We start from the raw sequence: 17,784 nt of genomic DNA on the forward strand, positions 1-17,784 counted from the left end.
TTAAATGCGCGCTTAGTCGAGAAAGATTCGACGTTTTGTCAAGGTATTATCAAGAGCGGCTATTTTCCATCTCAGACGACGTCCAGGGTAACAAAATGCTGACTGCGAGTCCGCCGGTTTCAGGTAACGACGCGCTGATACTGCCACCATGGGCCTGACAAATCGCGCGAGCAATCGACAAACCGAGACCGCTGCCGCCGGAGTGGCGGGCACGCGACTGCTCCTCCCGGCTAAAACGGTTGAACATTTCCGGCAGGAACTGGGAGGATACCCCCGGGCCGTCATCGCGAAATTCGAGGTAATATTGCCCATTGGCGTAGTGCAGCGTGACATCAAGATGGCCGCCATCACGCCCGTAACGGAGGGCATTTTCCATAAGGATAGTAAAAACCTGGCCCATACGGAACGTATCGCCTTTGAAGGGACACGCCTGAGAATGATGAAGTCTGATGGTAAAACGATGTGCATCAGCCTGGGGCATGATCCATGTCGCCCGTTCCTTAAGCAGCTCATCCAGACGAAAGGGTTCGTTTTCCAGAACCAGATTCCCGGCATCAGACAGTGAGAGCAGATGAAGTTCATCGGTCAGGCGATTCAGGTGCTGAAGCTGTTTCATTACCATTGCCAGTTGTTCCGGGCTGGCATCAAACACGCCATCCAGCATGCCCTGCAAACGTCCGATAGCGGCAGTCAGTGGGGAGCGAAGCTCATGCGCCATGGCCACATGAGAGGTACGTAACTCTTTTTCATAGCGGGCCAGTTTCCCCGTCATGGTATTAAAGTCACTGGCAAAGCTGACCATTTCAGCCGGCGCATTCCTGATGAGCTCTGCCTGACGGCCAAATTGCCCTTCGGCGACGTCCTTTGCCGCATCACGCAACCGGCTGAACTGCAGCGCCAGTGGCCTGGCATATCTCAACCCCATCACCACAATAAAAGGGATCATGACCAGGACCAGTAACGCCACGGTGACCCAGTCTGCCGAGGCGATGGATGGGGTTGAATAACTCAACCCCCACCAGGTATCGACGATTTGATGGAAGCGTGCCGGGTTGGCCTGCGGGTTCTGGCTGAGCGCAAGAAACTCTTGCCGGACCGATACCGGCATTCTGCCCAGGTTCCAGTAATTCTGCACCGCATAACGTAGCCACATACAGGTCGCAATGACAATTACGCTTCCGATGGCCAGCGCTAATATACGTGCGCAAATCCAGCGCCACAGGGAGGAGTAGCGATTTTTTGTCATGGTTGTCTGAACCGGTAGCCTACGCCGCGAACGTTAACCAGCACGCCGGAAATACCCGCCGCTTCGAGTTTTTTACGCAGGTTATAAATATGGGTATCCACCACACGCTCCAGGGCTTCACTTTCCGGCAAACAGTGCTCCAGTAAATGCTGGCGGGAAAAAGGTCGTGAAGGAGAGCGCATAAGCGTGGTCAGTAGTGAAAATTCGGTTGGGGTGAGGTCTAACGTCCGCGGTGTGTTGTTCCCGTCGACAATACTCGCCACGATGGCCGTGACATCCACTTCAAGTGATTGCCAGCGAAGGATCTCTTCCTTTGTTTCTTTTTTATTGCTACGGCGCAGTACCGCCTGTACCCGAGCAACAACTTCTCCCGGATGGTAAGGCTTAACAACATAATCATCAGCGCCATAGCGCAGAGCGCCAATACGATCGGGAGTATCGCCCATGGCGGTGACCATGATCACCGGAACATCATTTTTGCGACGCAGGCCAGCCAGGACTTCGGTGCCGTTAAGCCCCGGAAGCATCACATCCAGCAGGATCAGATCGGGTTTCCACCGGTGCGCCATATCCAGCCCGGAAAGTCCATCTCCGGTAATGACGACATCGTAATTTTCACGGCATAAATAGGCTTCGAGCACGCCAGCCGCATCGGCGTCATCTTCAATAATCAGCACTCTTCTGGACAACATCCATTCACCTTGACCGTTTCTTAACACTATCCCGACGATTCATTGATTTTGCCAAAGCATACTGCGCCAACATTTTGTGGCAGCTCCTGCTTCAGGAGAAGCCGGCATCTGTTAGGAGAACAGTATGATAGCGATAAAAAAAGCCCTGTATATGACCGTACCGCTTTTGACGGTCATCACATCCTGCGTACAGGCAAATGATAACGCCTCTTCCGGCTCTTTCACTATCGGGCTGGGAGGGCGCTACGCTCCGCGATATTCAGGTTCAGACAAGCAGGTATGGCAGGTGGTTCCTGTATTGCAGGGTCGTAACGGCGCTTTCTTTATTGATTCGCAGAAAGGGGTAGGGTATGACCTGCAAAACACCAGCGGCTGGTACTTCGAACATACGCTGGGGTACGATCTGGGAAGGAAGGATAAAAACGCCAGCTGGCGGGCAGGGGCAAATAATTTGAAAGGGATGGGAGATATTGATGTTTCCCTGAATACAGCTCTTGCCGTCGGCTGGCAGGCTTTTTCCTGGCTCAGTGTTGAAGGTAAAGCGACGCTGCCTTTAACGGACAGCCAGGGGGTAAGCTACCAGGCATCCTTCACGTTGATTCCCGTACAAACTGGCCAGGACACGTTCGCCATTCAAACGGCGGCCCTGTTTGGCGACAAGCGTTACCTGAATACCTGGTATGGCGTGAATTTGCAGCAGAGCCAGCGCTCAGCTTATAGCCGCTATTCAGCACCGGGGGGATTTTATGGCATAGACAACAGTCTGGTCTGGAGCCACCAGTTTGATGCCCACTGGGGCACGGTTTTGAGTGCTGACTATACCTGGCTTGGGGAGCATGCTAATGAAAGCCCGATCGTGTTACGACGTAACGAGGCGGCACTGACAGCAGCAGTTACCTGGACATTTTAGGGCGGAGAAAGTGCGGCGTGCGGTTTGCCGGGAACGGTTAAAATTGAGTGAGTCGGCATTATCTGGCAGATAGGCAACCAGAAGCGAGACCTGATGTTAACCGCGCCGGAAAGCCGGGTGCGGTCAGCGTGTCGCCGTCGGGCGTTCGCCTAATGAACCCAACGACGATCGAGAGCGCCATATGCGTGCCGGAGGAGTTTATGAAAAACGCCATCGCTGGTCCGCGGGAAGTTGTTGGACACGTGGTGCACGGTCGGCATCAGAGTACCGTGAGTGAAAACAGCGCGAGTCATATACAAACTATGGTTGGGTTACGCGTCCTGATATTCTATTTAACATAATATACATTATGCGCACTCATATTGTGGTGGCTAAGTTGTTAGGTTTTCTCCTGGATAAGTTACTCGTAGATTCAGCATCGATAGATTCTGATGACGGCTCATGCGGCGGAGTTTTTTGCTTTGGATAAAGTTAACCGACTCAAAGTTATTAGGACGTTATCGTTCGGCGTCTGACTACACTTGATGGCCACACAGCGCCTGAGCATATCTGACAGCCTGTGCCGATGCCTTCTGTCGCGTTACCGTGAATCTGGCCCGCTGGGTATGGCTAGCCGTCGTCGTTGAAAACCCAGCAATAACCAACGACCTGATGGTCTTGCCCGGTACGTACTCAATATTATCCGCTTGAGATATCTGACAGACACTGCCGACGGTTGTTGGAGCGCTATCGTGAACATGGGCCGCTTTCACTTGTTAACCGTCGTCGTGGCCAGCCTGGCAACCGGCAACTCATGCCGGGCCTCGCTGAACGAGCACTGCGTACTATCCGCGAACATTACGCTGATTTTGGTCCGACAGTACGCCAGCTGATGACACCGACTGGTTCAGGGAACCCTGGCAAGTTACGGCCGCGCGTACATCAATCACGCCTGCGTCGGGCCTGTACCCCAGAGCGCATCCAAATTGATGTCTGCGGGCATCACGGGTTCGAGTGATCGTAATTCGCTTATCGCCCTCCTCCATTTGTCAATATGTGTGCTTTCTGTTGACCTAATTTGACAATTGGTGACCAGGCAGTAATTATCATGTTAATTACTGACCAGGCAGCTATCATGAATACCCCAATCGACTCTTCCCATAAAAACCTGCATCTGGGTTTGCTGTTCCATCTGGCAAACCAGTTTAAGGACCTGCTTATCGGCCATTACTTTGCCGACAGCGGCATTACCGCACCGCAATTTAAGGTATTGATTAATATATTTAAAGGTAACACCAGCCCGGCAGAAATCTGCAAGAGCCTGCAGATGGATACCGGGGCAATGAGCCGTATGGTTGCACGTATGGTGAAGAACGACCTGATCGAGCGCCGCCCGAATCCGCACGACAAGCGCCAGGTGATCCTGGCCCTTACGGCAAAAGGTCAGACGCTGTGCAATACGTTTCAGAATGAAGCACTGAATACCATCCTCGCGGACTTAACGGCGCGTCTGACGCCCGAAGAATCCCGGCAGCTCGCAGATATTCTTATCAAAATGCTGCCCGATGAATTCACGGCCCCCCATCGCTAATTAAGGTCACCGGTTATGTCTATGGAAAATAACGCGCCTCCCTCTGACAAGCGCCCAGGCAAGCGTACAAGAAACTTCGCCATTTTATTACTGATCCTGATCCTCGCGGCAGGAGGCTGTCTGGCCTGGTATCTGCTTTACGCCCGCTATTACGAGAGCACCGACGATGCTTACGTCAACGGAAATCAGGTCACCCTGACACCGCAAATCACCGGTACCGTGACTCAGGTGACCGTGGATGAAGGCGATTATGTCGAAAAAGGCCAGCCCCTGGTTCTGCTGGACCCAAGCGATACCGCCATCGCCCTGCAGCAGGCTGAAGCCAATCTCGCCAGCACAGTGCGTCAGGTGCGTGGCCTCTACAGCACCGCCGACAACTACCGTGCACAAGTAGCTGCCAAAAAAGTAGCCCTGCAAACAGCGAAAAGTGACTATGTGCGCCGGGAAAAAATTGTCAGTTCCGGTGCCATTGCGGTGGAAGATCTGGCGCACTACCGTGATGCCGTGACCAGCGCGCAAAGCGATTTACTGGCTGCCGAGCAAGCGCTCAAAACCAATCAGGCGCACCGTGGTGGATAACCATCCTGAAGTCAAAACCGCCGTTGCGACGCTGCGCCAACGCTATCTCGATAACTCCCGCAGCACCATTGTTGCGCCCGTCAGTGGTTACGTCGCTAAACGTGCTGTGCAGCTCGGGATGCGTGTCACCTCCGGCACCACGCTGCTTGCCATCGTGCCGCTGAATGAAGTGTGGGTGGATGCCAACTTTAAAGAGAGCCAAATGCAGGACATGCGCATTGGGCAAAAAGTAGAGCTGAATGCGGATCTCTATGGCGATAACGTGAAATATCACGGCACCATCGAAAGTCTCGGCATTGGTACCGGTAGCGCATTCTCACTGTTGCCAGCCCAGAACGCCAGCGGCAACTGGATCAAAATCGTCCAACGCCTGCCGGTACGCATCACGCTTGATCCACATGACATGCAGAAGCATCCGCTGCGTGTGGGTCTGTCGATGAACGCTGAGGTGGATATCCGCAATCAGGGTGGTCACCTTCTGCCACAAAAAACCGTCGAACAGCCGCGATTCCGTACCGATGTGTATGAAACGCCAATGGAAGCAGCCGATAAACTGGTGGCGAAAATCCTTCATGACAACACCAGCGCTGTAGCCCAGCGCTAAGAGAGAAGCTATGTCAGAGCCGAAGGCAGCCTTTACGCCCCCCAGCCTGTTTCTGGCGACGCTTGCCCTGTCGCTGGCGACCTTTATGCAGGTGCTGGACTCCACCATCGCCAACGTGGCGCTGCCGACTATCTCCGGCAACCTGGGCGTTAGCGCCGATCAGGGGACATGGGTTATCACCTCTTTTGCGGTGTGTAACGCTATTGCTCTACCGTTGACAGGCTGGTTTACCCGCCGATTCGGGCAGTTGCGGTTGTTTATCGCCTCGGTGATGTTCTTTACCCTGACGTCATTTCTGTGCGGCTTCGCCCACAGCATGACGGAGCTCATCATCTTCCGTGCGCTGCAGGGCTTTTTCGCCGGGCCGATGTTCCCGATGTGTCAGACGCTGTTGCTGGTTATCTTCCCGCCGATGAAACGCAGCATGGCGCTGGCGCTGCTGTCGATGGTGACCGTGGTGGCGCCTATCGTGGGGCCTATCACCGGCGGCTGGCTTACCGATAACTACTCCTGGCCGTGGATCTTCTACATCAACGTGCCGATTGGGATTTTCGCCTCCATCGTGGTCTGGTCGCAGCTGCGCATGCGTGAAGAAACAACGCAGTCATCGCCTGTCGACTATATTGGCATCGCGCTGTTGGTGCTTGGCGTGGGCCTGCTGCAGGTGGTGCTGGATAAGGGCAACGACGAAGACTGGTTCTCTTCTACGCCCATTATCGTGATGTCTATTGTCTCGGCGATCAGCCTGATTTGCTTTGTGATATGGGAGCTGGACGAACGTCACCCGATTGTGAACCTGCGGCTGTTCAAAGACCGCAACTTCGCCATCGGCACGTTGGCGCTGATGCTGGGCTATGCCGCGTTCTTTGCCATCAACATTATTCTGCCGCAGTGGTTGCAGACCCAGATGGGCTACACGGCTATCTGGGCCGGTCTCGCCGCTGCGCCGATGGGCTTCTTACCACTGGTGCTGACGCCAGTCATCGGACGTTACGCCACCAAAGTGGATTTGCGAATTTTATGCTCAGTGTCATTCCTGACAATGGGGGCATCCTGTCTGATGCGCGCGCAGTTCAATACTGACGTGGATTTCCGCACCATCGCCAGCGTGCAGATGTTTATGGGGATTGGCGTGGCCTTCTTCTTCATGCCGCTGACCACCATTGTGCTGTCGAATCTGCACGGTAACGAAGTGGCGGAAGGCTCAGGACTGGCCACGTTCTTTCGCGTACTCGGCGGCTCCTTTGCCTCATCGTTAACCACATGGATCTGGCAGCGACGTGAAGTTTTCCACCACGCGAATCTGACCGAGAGCGTGACACAGTACAACCCAGCGGCTATGGATTACGTAAATAAGATGGGTGGCCCGACGCAGCAGCATCTTGCGATGATTGACCAGGTGGTTACCCAGCAGGCCTACATGATGTCGACAATCGACTATTTCTGGGTGCTCGGCTGGGGTTTTATGGCGCTGATTATCATCATCTGGTTCACCCGCCCGCCGTTCGTGAAATCGGGTATGCCAGGCGCCCCCGCAGCAGGTCACTAAACTGAAATTCACATAGGCAAACTTAGCTGAACGAGCACTGCGTACGGATGGCACTATCGAGCGCCGGGCCAGTGCCTCTTCCCTGCCCTCTATCACGTAAGACCGCCTGGAACGGGCTCTGGAGATGATAAGAGTGTTGAATAACATGACCCCATTTCTGATAACGGTGTTTGACGTTTACTGCTCAGTTATATCGCAACGGCGTCTGCCCAACAGCTGATAACAATTGTCGAGTCCACGGGTGGCGTGGCGCCCGAAAAATTTGATCCACACTGCCGCTTTCGACTACCTCGCCGTCTTTCATCACCGCAATACGATGACTCATATGCTGCACCACGCCCAGATCATGAGAGATAAACAGCATTGACAGATGCAAACGGCGTTGCAGCGCTACCAGCAAATCCAACACTTGCGCCTGGGTGGTGACATCCAGCGCCGACACCGGCTCGTCGCAAATCAGAATATCCGGCTCGCAGGCCAGGGCCTGGGCGATGGCGATACGTTGCCGCTGCCCACCGGAAAGCGTGGCCGGACGTCGCGTCAGCAGATCAGGACTTAAACCAACCAGCGCCAGCAACGCCTGCGCACGTGACAACCGGTCCGCGGCTGTGAGCGTCGTATGCAGGCGCAGAGGCTGTTGCAGCAATTGCGCCACGTTATATTGCGGATTAAATGAACCCAGCGGATCCTGCACAATCGTCTGGATACGCGACCGCAACGGCTGCCGCTGACGTTCTGTCAGCCTGCTCCATGGTTGCCCAGCGAGAAGGATCTCGCCCTGTTGCGGTGCCTGCAGCGCCAGCGCCAGTTTGCCTAGCGTGGTCTTCCCGCTACCGGATTCGCCCACAATGCCCAGCGTTTCGCCCTGCGCGACCTCTAACGTCACCTGATTGACGGCCTGCAAGCGACGGCCATCCGGCAGAACATACGCCAGTGATACGTTATCGGCAGCCAGCACGGGTGTGGTGCTGTCAGTACTGATGTTCTCCCGCACTACCGTTTGACCCAGCGGATCGTTTCCTGTTAACCACGTCCCACGCGTACCGGCAGAGGGAATGGCCGCCAGCAGACGGCGGGTATAAGGGTGTTGCGGCGCATGCAGCACCTGTCGCACCTTGCCGCTCTCCACTGCTTTGCCCTGCCGCATCACCACCACACGGTCGGCAATATCCGCCACCACCGATAAATCATGGGTGATCAGCAGCACGCCATGCCCGGCATCCGCCAGGGCCCTGAATACATTCAAAACTTGTTTTTGTACGGTGGCGTCCAGCGCGGTAGTAGGTTCATCGGCAATGAGTAATCGCGGCCCCGCCGCCAGCGCCGACGCGATGAGCGCTCGTTGGCGCAAGCCACCGGAGAGTTCATGTGCGTACTGCGCCATCCGGTTATGTGGATCGGGGATGCCGGTTTGCGTTAACAGCTCCGCCACGCGTTCGCGAACTGCCGCCCCCCGTTCCAGGCGGTGCGTCAACAACGGCTCCGCGACTTCCTGACCAATCCGGCGCAGCGGGTCAAGCGAGGTCAGTGCATCCTGCAAAACAAAACCAATTTCGCGCCCGCGTAGTTGCTGCCAACGGCGGGCATCGCACGCCAGTAAATTCTGCGACAGGCCATCGTGCCCATGCAATATCAGGGACTCGGCGCGAACAGCCGCCCCTGCCCCCGCCAGCCCGACTAGCGTCCGGGCCGTGACGGATTTACCCGAACCGGACTCGCCTACCAAAGCCAGGACTTCACCGGCATGCACGTCAAACGATAAGGCGTTAACCGCCTCAATCAGCCCCTGCGGCGAGGGGAAGCTGACGCTCAGTTGCGCCACCTGTAACAGCGGTTGCTGGAAGGTCTCTGAAGTCATGCGATCCCGCCTTTGGCAATAAGGGTTTGAACACGTCGGCCCAGCAGCGTAATGGCAATCACCGACAGCGCGACAACGCTGGCGGGCAGCAGGCTGACCCATGGGGCGCTATCGAGAAAATTACGTCCCTCAGAGAGCAATGCGCCCCACTCCGCCGTCGGCGGAGTCACCCCAAGTCCAAGGAAACTGAGGGCCGAGGCGGATAATATGGAATACCCTATCCCCACCGTTGCCAGTACCAGCAGCGGGCGCAGCGTATTGGGCACAATATGGCGCAAAATAATCACCATTGGCGGCTCTCCCAACGCCACCGCATGCTGCACATACCCCGATAACCTGACCTGCAACACTTGCGCGCGCACCAGCCTGGCATAGCCAGCAATGCCGGCCAGTCCGACCGCCAGCAGGGTATTCTCTGGCCCACGCCCCAACACCGTGATAGCCAGCAGCGCCAACAGCAAATCGGGGAACGCCAGCATAATGTCCAGTAGCCGTACGAGTAACTGCCGTACCGCCCTGGGCGCAAGACCTGCCAGTGTCCCCAGCACAATACCGCCCGCGCTGGCAATCAGGGTCGCGCCGACCCCAATGCTCAGCGACAGCGAGGTGCCATACACCACGCGGGTAAACACATCACGCCCCAACTGGTCAGTACCGAACCAGTGTCTGAGGTCCGGCGGCTGCAAAATCGCGCTGAAATCCATCTGTTCGGGGGTGTACGGCGTGAATAGCGATGGAAAAAACACCGCCACCACGAGCAGTAGCACCAGTAACAACGGAATGCTGGTACCCGGCGCCAGCCACGGGTTACGATGGCGCCCCCCGTCGCGGCGGGCCACCCGCAGTAAAAGATCACTCATCAGCATGCCCTCGCAGACGTAGACGGGGATCGATCAGTAAATAAAGGGTATCAATCAGCAGGTTAATCACCACAAACAACAGCGCGGAGAACATCACCACCCCCAGCACCAGGGGCATGTCTCGGTTCTCAATCGCACCGAGAGTGATTTGCCCCAGCCCCGCCCGACCAAATACTGTTTCGGTCAGAATTGAGCCGCCTAATACGCTGGCCAGCAGCGTCCCCGTCAGCGTCGACACCGCCAGCGAGGCATGGCGCAACGCATGCCGTAAGCGCAGCGCAGTTTCACTCACCCCTCGCGTACGCACGGTCATGGCGAACGGCTGCGAAAGCGCCTCCTCCAGCCCATCACGCAGCACCTGGCTGAGTGTCGCAGCCAGCGGCAGGCTGAGCGTCACCACCGGCAGCACAAGGGCGATCCAGCCATCGTTACCGGTCACCGGAAACCATTGCAGTTTGAAACTGAAAATGCTCAACAACACGATGCCGATCCAGTACACCGGTGTGCTAAGCAGCATCAGCTCCAACCCGGCAAGCAGAGACCGCAGACGCGGATGACGTCCGGCTGTCAGTAATGCGTTAAATACCGCCAGTACCAGTGCCAGCGCCAGGGCGCTGACGGCCAGCGGCACCGTCTCTTTCAACGCTGCGCTAATCACCTGCACAACAGGCTGGCGATACTGATAACTCACGCCAAGGTTGCCCGTCAGCGCCTCGCCACAGTAGCGCAAATATTGCCACCACAGTGGCTTATCCAGGCCGAACTGGCGGGTCAGTGTCTCGCGAAAACTATCATCCACAACGCTGTTGGCGCTGCCTATCAGAATTGCCACAGGATCGCCGGGGATCAGTTTTACCGCAACAAAGGTCAGCGTTGCCGCACCCCACAGCACGGCGAAAATGGTCAGCAGGCGCTTGCCTGCTGCCAGCAGCTTAGCGTTGGATCCAGACATCATAGAAATTCGGCTTCGCGTTCGTGGCCCAGCTAATGCCCTGCACCTGTTTGGCTTTCCCTAACTGATATGCCGGGATGTAAATTGGCACCGCCCAGGCCTGATCGATAATCTGGTGCTGGATGGCATAGTAGATGCGTTTACGCTCGGCTTCGCTGGCACCGACAGCGGTTTCCAGTTGGCTATCCAGCGCTTTAACGCGGCTGAAGTTGTTCCCCTTCGGCGGAATATAATTGGAATGGAAAACGGTACGCAGGATGTCCGGCTCCGGGCGAACAAAATAGTTCGAGATAATGTCGTACTGGTTAGCCGCCGTGCGGCTGCTGAGAATGCCTGAATCCACCGGATCGAGTTTCAGTTCAAAACCGGCTTGTTTTACCTGGTATTGAATTGCCTGGAACAGCGTCACGTCAGCGGCTTCGACATCGTTTGAAGAATAGGTAAATTGCACAGTAAGGCGTTTACCCTCCTTGACCCGGTAGCCTTCGCTATCGGTTTGCTGCCAGCCGGCTTCATCCAGAAGACGGCGGGCTTTTTGCAGATCAAACCCCCACTGGCTGGCAATGGCCGGATCGTAATCCAGCGTAGCGGGTCCAAGAATATTGTCGGCAGGTTTCAGGATGCCAAAGAACGCGGCTTTAACGGCAGTAGTGCGATCGATGGCGCTCTGGAAGGCCTGCCGCACTTTCAGGTCGCTGAAGATCCCTGTGTCGCTATTCAAATAAAGGACGCGCGGAACGCCGGGGTTTTCCCTGGTGATCACATCCAGCTTCGGGTTATTTTTTACCTGCGCATAATTCACCGGCGGAATGGCATCGATCACCTGTACCTGCCCGCTATTCAGCGCGCCAAGACGTACCGCTGACTCCGGCAGGTACTTAAATTCGATCTTATCCAGCCATGCCGGGCCTTTATGGGTGGCATAGCCCGGACCCCAGTTGTAATCGGCGCGCTTGCTGAGTTTACTCCCGCTGCCTTTGACAAACGATTCGAGGATAAAGGGACCGGAACCGACCACGGTATTGCTGGTATTCGCCGTTTTCTGCAGATAAGCCGGTGACTGAATACCGAGATACGGCAAGCTCAGCCCCTGCAGCAGCGGTGCGAAAGGCGTTTTATAGCGGATCACCACGGTGTACTCATCTGGCGTAGTGATCGCGTCAATCGGCCCCAACAACGATTTGGAGTAACTGGAGGTGGTTTTCGGATCGAGTATGCGTTCAAAGTTATATTTTACCGCCGCAGCATCCAGTTTCGTGCCATCACTAAAAGTCACATCCTTGCGAAGATGGAAGGTGTATTCGCGGTTATTGTTTTTAATTTCCCAGCGTTCCGCCAGCCATGGTGTAAAGCTGTTATCTTCCGCCTGGCCGACCAAAGAATCCACCACGTTACGCGTAACCAGAGCGGTGACGGAATAAGCGGTAATAGAGGGGTCAATAATCGGGGTATCGCTGCCCAGAGCGACCGTCAGCACACCCCCCGCGACAGGTTTATCCTGTGCGTGAGTGGTGAAGCTGGCAGTAAGCGTTAGCGCGGAAAGCAGACTGATGCGCAATAAACTGTTCTGTGAATAAATGCTTCGTTTCATCCCTTTTCCTTGGCCTGGTTTTTTTTAAATATCTGGCAATTAAAGTCCATTGTAGGGGGAGAGCCGCCGTCGAGTAACGATGGATAATTTATATCTATTTCTGAAAATAGCTTTTTCTTCAGGTGGGAAGAAAAGAAAAAAGAGAGCCCCGAGCTACAGGCCCGAATAAAATAACATAAATGCTCGCCCTCTATAATTTCTCTCAAAAGAGTCAGAAGGCAGCTAAATTAACCCTCCGACTTTATTAAGATAAAAATGTGAAATAAGAATCGGCATTAACGGTAATGGTAAGTTTCGCCAACAAGACGCAGAACGTCGAGATATAACCCGTATTCAGGAGACGCCGCGTCCGGCGCCCCCTGTGATCCACCTCGCGGCTACTCCTCGTACGCCGCGTGATGGAAATCAATTTCCCACTGCAGCACCTCGCCGTAAAGCGCCGATAACGCCTGCTTTTCGTCTTCACTCAGCGCCATGGCGCAGCGGTCGAGTTCGTTTTTTAGCCAGAGAGCCTGCTGATAAAATTCGTCCTCCGCGTGCATTTCCACCCAGCGTCGTAAATCAGCATCGCTCTGATAATGTTCGCTCGCCCGTCGGCACCAGAAATAGTACATCCATTCCGCACCGAACATCAGGGTCACAATCTGCTCATAGCTGCCCTCGTGGGCGGTCCGCAGCATACCGTCGCGAAAGCGCCGTACCCCGGGCAAATCATCCGGGTACTCAGCGGGATCGATCTGCCGCGCTGACAACACCTGTTCAAACCACGCGATCTGTATATCAACCAGGGCATTCAGCACGCCAATCAGCCAGCGCTGCTGTTGAATACCCGGCGCTTTGCTGACCCCGAGGGCAAAAATCGCGATCGCCGTCGCGACAAAGTTGCCCTCAAACACCAGATAGCGGTTGAAGACGACTGTCGGCAGACGATCCTGTTCGATATCAGTCACAAACGGGTGCTGCTGCATCGCCTGCCACGCCGGTTGATGTTCGCGCAGCAGGCGTTCGCTAAACGCTTCCATTAAGCTTCCTCCAGCGCGGCCTGCGCGACCGACATAAAATGTTTCACCCGGGCCAGCTCAACATCGTTCCACCAGACGCCATCGACCTTCATTGTACTGGCCACAATGACCCCCTGAGTCCGCCCGAGGATCTGCATCACGTTAGCCGGTGTCACCCCGGAGCCCACCAGGAGCGGTAGTTCCGTCGCCGCGCGGATCTCGTCAATTTCCGCCATCGTGGCGCTATCGCCCGTACGCTGGCCGGTGGCGATCACCGCGTCAGCCTCGAAGAAATCGACATCGCGCGTCAGTTCCTGAATCGAACGATCGGCGACAATGGCATGGCTACCGTGCTTAACGTGGCTATCGGCAAAAACGCGAATATGTTCAGCGCGCAGCATACTGCGGTAGCGCAGCGCCTTAGCGGCCGCCCCTTCTATAAATCCTTCGTTGGCGATATAGGCGTTGGCCCACTGGTTGACGCGGACGAAATCGGCGCCTCCCGCCAGGGCGATCGCCATTGCCGGGATCGCCGCGTTAGCCAGAACGTTAATGCCCAGCGGCACAGCAAAACGTTCACGAACTTTCTCGGTAATGACCGCCATCAGCGCTGAGGTTTCATGGCCGATATCCTCAGGTTTAGAGAAAGGAATATCGCCATGGTTTTCAATAATCAGACCATGAACACCGCCTGAAATATAATTTTCAGCATCACGAAGCGCACGTTCAACAATATCCGAGACTGATTTTCCTCGATATTTTGGCGAGCCAGGAAATGGGTCGCAATGAATAACACCAATAACAGCCTTGCTTCGTGAAAAAATAGCTTGTATTGCATTCGTTTTTTCTGCTGAGATAGCAACCATCTTATCCATCCTGTTAAGGGAACACTATGCGTGTTTACGTTACTGGTAATATTACCGTAGATGAAACCTGGTCCATTCCGGATATACCGAAAAAAGGAGCCTCCATTCACGGCGTTAAAGTGTCGCAGGATATCGGCGGTAAAGGCGCGAACCAGGCGATTATATTATCCCGCTGCGGAATAGAGACGCGTTTAATTGCCGCCACGGGAAATGACAGCAACGGCGCGTGGATCCGCCAGCAGATAAAAAATGAACCACTGACGCTACTACCCGACGGCCATTTCAATCAACATAGCGATACCTCGATTATTTTAAATAGCGCTGATGGCGACAACGCCATCATTACCACTACGGCGGCGGCCGATACATTCAGCCTGGATGAAATTATTCCGCATATGGCGGATGCCGTCGCTGGCGATATTCTGCTACAGCAGGGCAATTTCTCCCTCGATAAAACGCGGGCGCTGTTCCAGTACGCCAGAAGCCGCGGCATGACGACGGTATTCAACCCCTCACCTGTCAATCCTGACTTTTGCCATCTGTGGCCACTCATCGACATCGCTGTGGTCAATGAATCCGAGGCCGAGCTGCTCCAGCCATACGGGGTGAAAACCTTAGTGATTACTCAGGGTGCCGCAGGCGCCTGGCTGGTCCAGGAGGGCCAGCGTCAGTTTTGTCCCGCCGTGCCCGCCGAGGCGCTTGATACTACCGGCGCGGGCGACACGTTCCTCGCCGTCATGTTGGCTTCCGCCCTGCTGCGCGGCGTCGCGCCGGATGCGCTGGCGCTGGCGCACGCCAGTCGCGCTGCCGCCATTACCGTTAGCCGCCGGGGAACGCTCAGCGCGTTTCCCGGCAGCCATGAGCTCGCCGCCCTGTTAACCACGGGCGGCGCGCGCTGACCTACTTAAACAGTGGACGGTATGAATCGACGTTCGCTTTGGTTACCACCGTCGCCGGAACCAGAATGGTTTTCGGCACGGTTTTACCCGACGTGATGCTGTTCAGCGCATTCAGGGCTTCTGCGCCCATCTTTTCCGGGTCCTGCTGCAGTACGGCGGTGACGTAGCCGCCGTCAATACCGGAAATCGCCTTCGCCGTCAGATCCCAGCCAAAGACTTTAATATCCTTCTGCCGCCCCTGGTTTTCCACGGCGGCGATAGCGCCGAGCAGCGCGGGTTCGCCGGTGGCATAAATCGCTGTCAGATCCGGATTACCGGTGATCAGGTTTTCCGCCGCGGTCATCGCTTTATCCTGCACATTCTGCCCGTCGACCACGTTAGCGATAGTAATCTTCGGATTGCTTTTCAGCGTATCTTCGAACCCTTTCTGCCGCTGGTTCTGAATGGCCGAATTCAGCGCACCGACAATACCCAGTCGCGCCTGGCCGCCCATCTCTTTCTGCACGTAGTCTACGAAGTATTGACCAATAATTCGGCCGCCTTCAATATTATCAACGCCGACCTGAGCTGCCTGTGGCCCGGCCGGTAATACGGCATCAATCGCAATCACCGGAATGTTTGCGGCGGCGGCTTCTTTAACCGCTGGCATGATCCCGTTAACGTCGATAGCAGCAACCAGAATGCCTTTAACGCCTTGCTGAATATAGTTTTCTATCGCGTCGTTTTGCGCCACGGGATTATCGTTAGAGTTAAAAATAACTAAATCCTTGCCACTGGCTTTGGCCGCATCCTGTGCGCCTTTATTCATCAGATTAAAGAACAGCGCCTGTTGGTTGATTTGTACCAGCGCATAAGTCGGACCGGCAGCGCTGGCGGCAGAAATAAAACTCATTGATGCCAGCATGGTCGTGGCGACAGCAAGGAAACGCAGTTTTCCGGTGTGAAATAACATCATCAGTATCCTCGTCGGGAATAGTTGATAGCCAGCAGAGTTCCGCGCCGCATGCGAACGCAGAAGGATTATTTTTTGGCGGGCAAATATCGTCTATATGGCCAGAACAATCATCGACCGTTCGGCGGATACCTGCTTAATGTCATCCCGGCAACCGGTCCGTGTCGGTGCGCGACTGGAATGACTTAAACGGGGTTGGGAATGAATTCCCGGATGATGCGGTAAACTGCCTATACAATTCTCCGCAGATTAAAATTTGTCAAGCATTTATTTTTGGTGATTGTTCGCAGAGAAATTGCTGTATCCACCGCGCTTAACTATGTTACAGATAGCCGATTCTGGCAGACATGGCGCAGGAAATGAGTATAAAACGCGTATTGTTATCTGATGTGGCAAAGCTGGCGGGGCTGTCGAAAGCGACCCTGTCGCGCTATATGAACAACAGTATTGTGCTGCCGCAGGACACCATCGACCGCATCGAAAACGCCATTCGCGAACTGGACTATCGCGGCAATAGCCTGGCACGCCGTCTGAGCAAAGGCGGCAGCGAGACGCTTGGCCTGGTGCTCCCCGACATTACCAACCCCTTCTTTGCCGAGCTGGCCGACGCTGCCGAAGAGGCCGCTTCGGCCAGCGGCTACAGCCTGGTGCTGTGTATCACCCGCAACAACCCGGAAAAAGAGTGCCAGTTCATTCGCTGGCTGGATACCTGCCAGGTAGACGGCCTGCTGTTCACCACCAACCGCCCTGATAACGGCCTGCTGCGCAAGGAGATCCAGCGTCACGAACGCATTGTCCTGCTGGATGAAGATATTCCCGGGAGTCAGGTTCCAAAAGTATTTGCTGATAACGTCCAGGGCGGGCGGATCGCCACCGAAAAACTGATTGCCGCCGGACATCGTCATATCGCTTTCGTCGGCGGCCCGGACAAACTGATGAGCGTCCGCGAGCGCTATCAAGGCTTTTGCACCGCGATGGAGCAAGCCGGCCTGAGCTGGCCGCCCGAATGGGTGATGTACGGCGACTACCAGCGCGAGTTTGGCCAGCAGGCGCTGCGGCACCTCTTCAGCCAGCCGGTTCGCCCTACCGCCGTCTTCGCGGCCAGCGACTATCTGGTGCTCGGTCTGCTTGACGGTCTGCGCGCCAGCGGGCTCCAGGCTCCTGAAGCGTTATCGCTTGTCGGCTTTGATGACGCCAATTACGCCGATTTTACCCAGCCGCGGATCTCCACTATCCGCCAGCCCGCCCGCGAACTGGGCCGCACCGCGGTGAAAATCATGATGCGCCTGCTAAACGACGATCCAGATATCCCGGCGGAAACCCGCCTGCCGGTTGAATGGATTGGCCGCGACTCGATCAAGATCTGTTAAGCCCGTCCCAAAATGGCGCAAAAGCGCCCGCTTTTGGCGCAAAAAACGATCAATTAACAATTTATTCACTATAATCAGTAAACCGGTTTACCGGATTGTATTCAATTAAGTGTATTGAATACATAAGGTTAAGTTACAGGGCTGCTGTGTGGTTCCTGCCCTGGCACGGATGCTGCAATGTTCTTACTGGCGAACAAATATCTTACATAGCGTTTGTCCTGACTGCACTGGCGAGTGCTCTGGTCCGCAGGTAAACCGGTTTACTAGATTGTAAACCGTGTCGGA

At 55.4% G+C, this 17,784-nt stretch carries 14 protein-coding genes and 2 pseudogenes; 7 read left to right on the top strand and 9 right to left on the bottom strand.

The genetic code is table 11. The features are described 5' to 3' along the window. Window positions 1-49: 49 nt before the first annotated feature. Window positions 50-1,246: an ATP-binding protein gene (locus ABLU73_RS16440; protein WP_264924073.1), complete on the bottom strand. Its 1,197-nt coding sequence runs from the start codon at window positions 1,244-1,246 to the stop codon at window positions 50-52. Next, complete coding sequence (locus ABLU73_RS16445; protein ID WP_048294862.1) at window positions 1,243-1,938, bottom strand: response regulator; 696 nt, start codon at window positions 1,936-1,938, stop codon at window positions 1,243-1,245. The genes ABLU73_RS16440 and ABLU73_RS16445 overlap by 4 nt, the downstream gene beginning before the upstream one ends. 124 nt (window positions 1,939-2,062) lie before the next feature. Between ABLU73_RS16445 and ABLU73_RS16450 the strand changes: the two genes are divergently transcribed. The 5 genes and pseudogenes from ABLU73_RS16450 to ABLU73_RS16470 all read left to right on the top strand — a co-directional run bounded on the left by ABLU73_RS16450 (window position 2,063) and on the right by ABLU73_RS16470 (window position 7,150). After that, window positions 2,063-2,848 (top strand): MipA/OmpV family protein, encoded by a 786-nt coding sequence (locus ABLU73_RS16450; RefSeq protein ID WP_004205878.1) that lies wholly within the window; start codon window positions 2,063-2,065, stop codon window positions 2,846-2,848. A 691-nt stretch (window positions 2,849-3,539) separates the two neighbouring features. Further along, window positions 3,540-3,842 (top strand): annotated as a pseudogene (locus tag ABLU73_RS16455) (ISNCY family transposase); the annotation flags it as partial. Window positions 3,843-3,962: 120 nt separating this feature from the next. After that, window positions 3,963-4,418 (top strand): MarR family transcriptional regulator, encoded by a 456-nt coding sequence (locus ABLU73_RS16460; protein ID WP_012541719.1) that lies wholly within the window; start codon window positions 3,963-3,965, stop codon window positions 4,416-4,418. A 15-nt stretch (window positions 4,419-4,433) separates the two neighbouring features. Continuing rightward, window positions 4,434-5,601 (top strand): annotated as a pseudogene (locus tag ABLU73_RS16465) (efflux RND transporter periplasmic adaptor subunit). 10 nt (window positions 5,602-5,611) lie between these two features. Continuing rightward, window positions 5,612-7,150, top strand: a complete 1,539-nt coding sequence (locus tag ABLU73_RS16470; RefSeq protein WP_012968223.1) for a DHA2 family efflux MFS transporter permease subunit — start codon at window positions 5,612-5,614, stop codon at window positions 7,148-7,150. A 184-nt stretch (window positions 7,151-7,334) separates the two neighbouring features. Here the strand turns inward: ABLU73_RS16470 and ABLU73_RS16475 are convergent, their stop codons facing one another. The 6 genes from ABLU73_RS16475 to ABLU73_RS16500 all read right to left on the bottom strand — a co-directional run bounded on the left by ABLU73_RS16475 (window position 7,335) and on the right by ABLU73_RS16500 (window position 14,278). Then, on the bottom strand, window positions 7,335-9,008 hold the full coding sequence (locus tag ABLU73_RS16475) for an ABC transporter ATP-binding protein (RefSeq protein ID WP_012968222.1): 1,674 nt from the start codon (window positions 9,006-9,008) through the stop codon (window positions 7,335-7,337). Continuing rightward, window positions 9,005-9,868 carry an ABC transporter permease gene (locus ABLU73_RS16480; protein ID WP_077268175.1) on the bottom strand — a complete coding sequence of 288 codons (864 nt, stop codon included), beginning with the start codon at window positions 9,866-9,868 and terminating at the stop codon, window positions 9,005-9,007. The genes ABLU73_RS16475 and ABLU73_RS16480 overlap by 4 nt, the downstream gene beginning before the upstream one ends. Beyond that, window positions 9,861-10,823 carry an ABC transporter permease gene (locus ABLU73_RS16485; protein ID WP_008804871.1) on the bottom strand — a complete coding sequence of 321 codons (963 nt, stop codon included), beginning with the start codon at window positions 10,821-10,823 and terminating at the stop codon, window positions 9,861-9,863. The genes ABLU73_RS16480 and ABLU73_RS16485 overlap by 8 nt, the downstream gene beginning before the upstream one ends. Next, entirely contained in the window at window positions 10,801-12,411 is a 1,611-nt protein-coding gene (locus tag ABLU73_RS16490; RefSeq protein WP_008804870.1) for an ABC transporter substrate-binding protein, read from the bottom strand. The genes ABLU73_RS16485 and ABLU73_RS16490 overlap by 23 nt, the downstream gene beginning before the upstream one ends. A gap of 377 nt (window positions 12,412-12,788) precedes the next feature. Beyond that, on the bottom strand, window positions 12,789-13,433 hold the full coding sequence (locus tag ABLU73_RS16495) for a TenA family protein (protein ID WP_002904912.1): 645 nt from the start codon (window positions 13,431-13,433) through the stop codon (window positions 12,789-12,791). Next, the gene (locus ABLU73_RS16500; protein WP_032740651.1) at window positions 13,433-14,278 is read right to left on the bottom strand and encodes a BtpA/SgcQ family protein; all 846 of its coding nucleotides are present in this window, start codon (window positions 14,276-14,278) and stop codon (window positions 13,433-13,435) included. Before ABLU73_RS16500 ends, ABLU73_RS16495 begins: the two co-directional genes overlap by 1 nt. A gap of 26 nt (window positions 14,279-14,304) precedes the next feature. On the opposite strand from ABLU73_RS16500, the gene ABLU73_RS16505 reads away from it, so the two are divergent. Continuing rightward, window positions 14,305-15,177 carry a PfkB family carbohydrate kinase gene (locus tag ABLU73_RS16505; RefSeq protein ID WP_032456053.1) on the top strand — a complete coding sequence of 291 codons (873 nt, stop codon included), beginning with the start codon at window positions 14,305-14,307 and terminating at the stop codon, window positions 15,175-15,177. A 1-nt stretch (window position 15,178) separates the two neighbouring features. Here ABLU73_RS16505 and ABLU73_RS16510 read toward each other — a convergent pair whose 3' ends face one another. Continuing rightward, on the bottom strand, window positions 15,179-16,132 hold the full coding sequence (locus ABLU73_RS16510) for a substrate-binding domain-containing protein (protein ID WP_049138059.1): 954 nt from the start codon (window positions 16,130-16,132) through the stop codon (window positions 15,179-15,181). Window positions 16,133-16,476: 344 nt separating this feature from the next. On the opposite strand from ABLU73_RS16510, the gene ABLU73_RS16515 reads away from it, so the two are divergent. Beyond that, window positions 16,477-17,499, top strand: a complete 1,023-nt coding sequence (locus ABLU73_RS16515) for a LacI family DNA-binding transcriptional regulator (RefSeq protein WP_348850301.1) — start codon at window positions 16,477-16,479, stop codon at window positions 17,497-17,499. Window positions 17,500-17,784: the final 285 nt, after the last annotated feature.

The organism is Klebsiella sp. GG_Kp175 (assembly GCF_040062325.1).
GTDB classification, from domain to species: Bacteria; Pseudomonadota; Gammaproteobacteria; order Enterobacterales; family Enterobacteriaceae; genus Klebsiella; species Klebsiella quasipneumoniae.

Bases quoted from the DNA above. Each gene is read 5' to 3' on its own strand.
- ABLU73_RS16440 (WP_264924073.1), bottom strand. From the start codon at position 1,246: ATGACAAAAAATCGCTACTCCTCCCTGTGGCGCTGGATTTGCGCACGT.
- ABLU73_RS16460 (WP_012541719.1), top strand. From the start codon at position 3,963: ATGAATACCCCAATCGACTCTTCCCATAAAAACCTGCATCTGGGTTTG.
- ABLU73_RS16495 (WP_002904912.1), bottom strand. From the start codon at position 13,433: ATGGAAGCGTTTAGCGAACGCCTGCTGCGCGAACATCAACCGGCGTGG.
- ABLU73_RS16475 (WP_012968222.1), bottom strand. From the start codon at position 9,008: ATGACTTCAGAGACCTTCCAGCAACCGCTGTTACAGGTGGCGCAACTG.
- ABLU73_RS16490 (WP_008804870.1), bottom strand. From the start codon at position 12,411: ATGAAACGAAGCATTTATTCACAGAACAGTTTATTGCGCATCAGTCTG.
- ABLU73_RS16480 (WP_077268175.1), bottom strand. From the start codon at position 9,868: ATGAGTGATCTTTTACTGCGGGTGGCCCGCCGCGACGGGGGGCGCCAT.
- ABLU73_RS16450 (WP_004205878.1), top strand. From the start codon at position 2,063: ATGATAGCGATAAAAAAAGCCCTGTATATGACCGTACCGCTTTTGACG.
- ABLU73_RS16470 (WP_012968223.1), top strand. From the start codon at position 5,612: ATGTCAGAGCCGAAGGCAGCCTTTACGCCCCCCAGCCTGTTTCTGGCG.
- ABLU73_RS16500 (WP_032740651.1), bottom strand. From the start codon at position 14,278: ATGGTTGCTATCTCAGCAGAAAAAACGAATGCAATACAAGCTATTTTT.
- ABLU73_RS16515 (WP_348850301.1), top strand. From the start codon at position 16,477: ATGGCGCAGGAAATGAGTATAAAACGCGTATTGTTATCTGATGTGGCA.
- ABLU73_RS16510 (WP_049138059.1), bottom strand. From the start codon at position 16,132: ATGATGTTATTTCACACCGGAAAACTGCGTTTCCTTGCTGTCGCCACG.
- ABLU73_RS16485 (WP_008804871.1), bottom strand. From the start codon at position 10,823: ATGATGTCTGGATCCAACGCTAAGCTGCTGGCAGCAGGCAAGCGCCTG.
- ABLU73_RS16445 (WP_048294862.1), bottom strand. From the start codon at position 1,938: ATGTTGTCCAGAAGAGTGCTGATTATTGAAGATGACGCCGATGCGGCT.
- ABLU73_RS16505 (WP_032456053.1), top strand. From the start codon at position 14,305: ATGCGTGTTTACGTTACTGGTAATATTACCGTAGATGAAACCTGGTCC.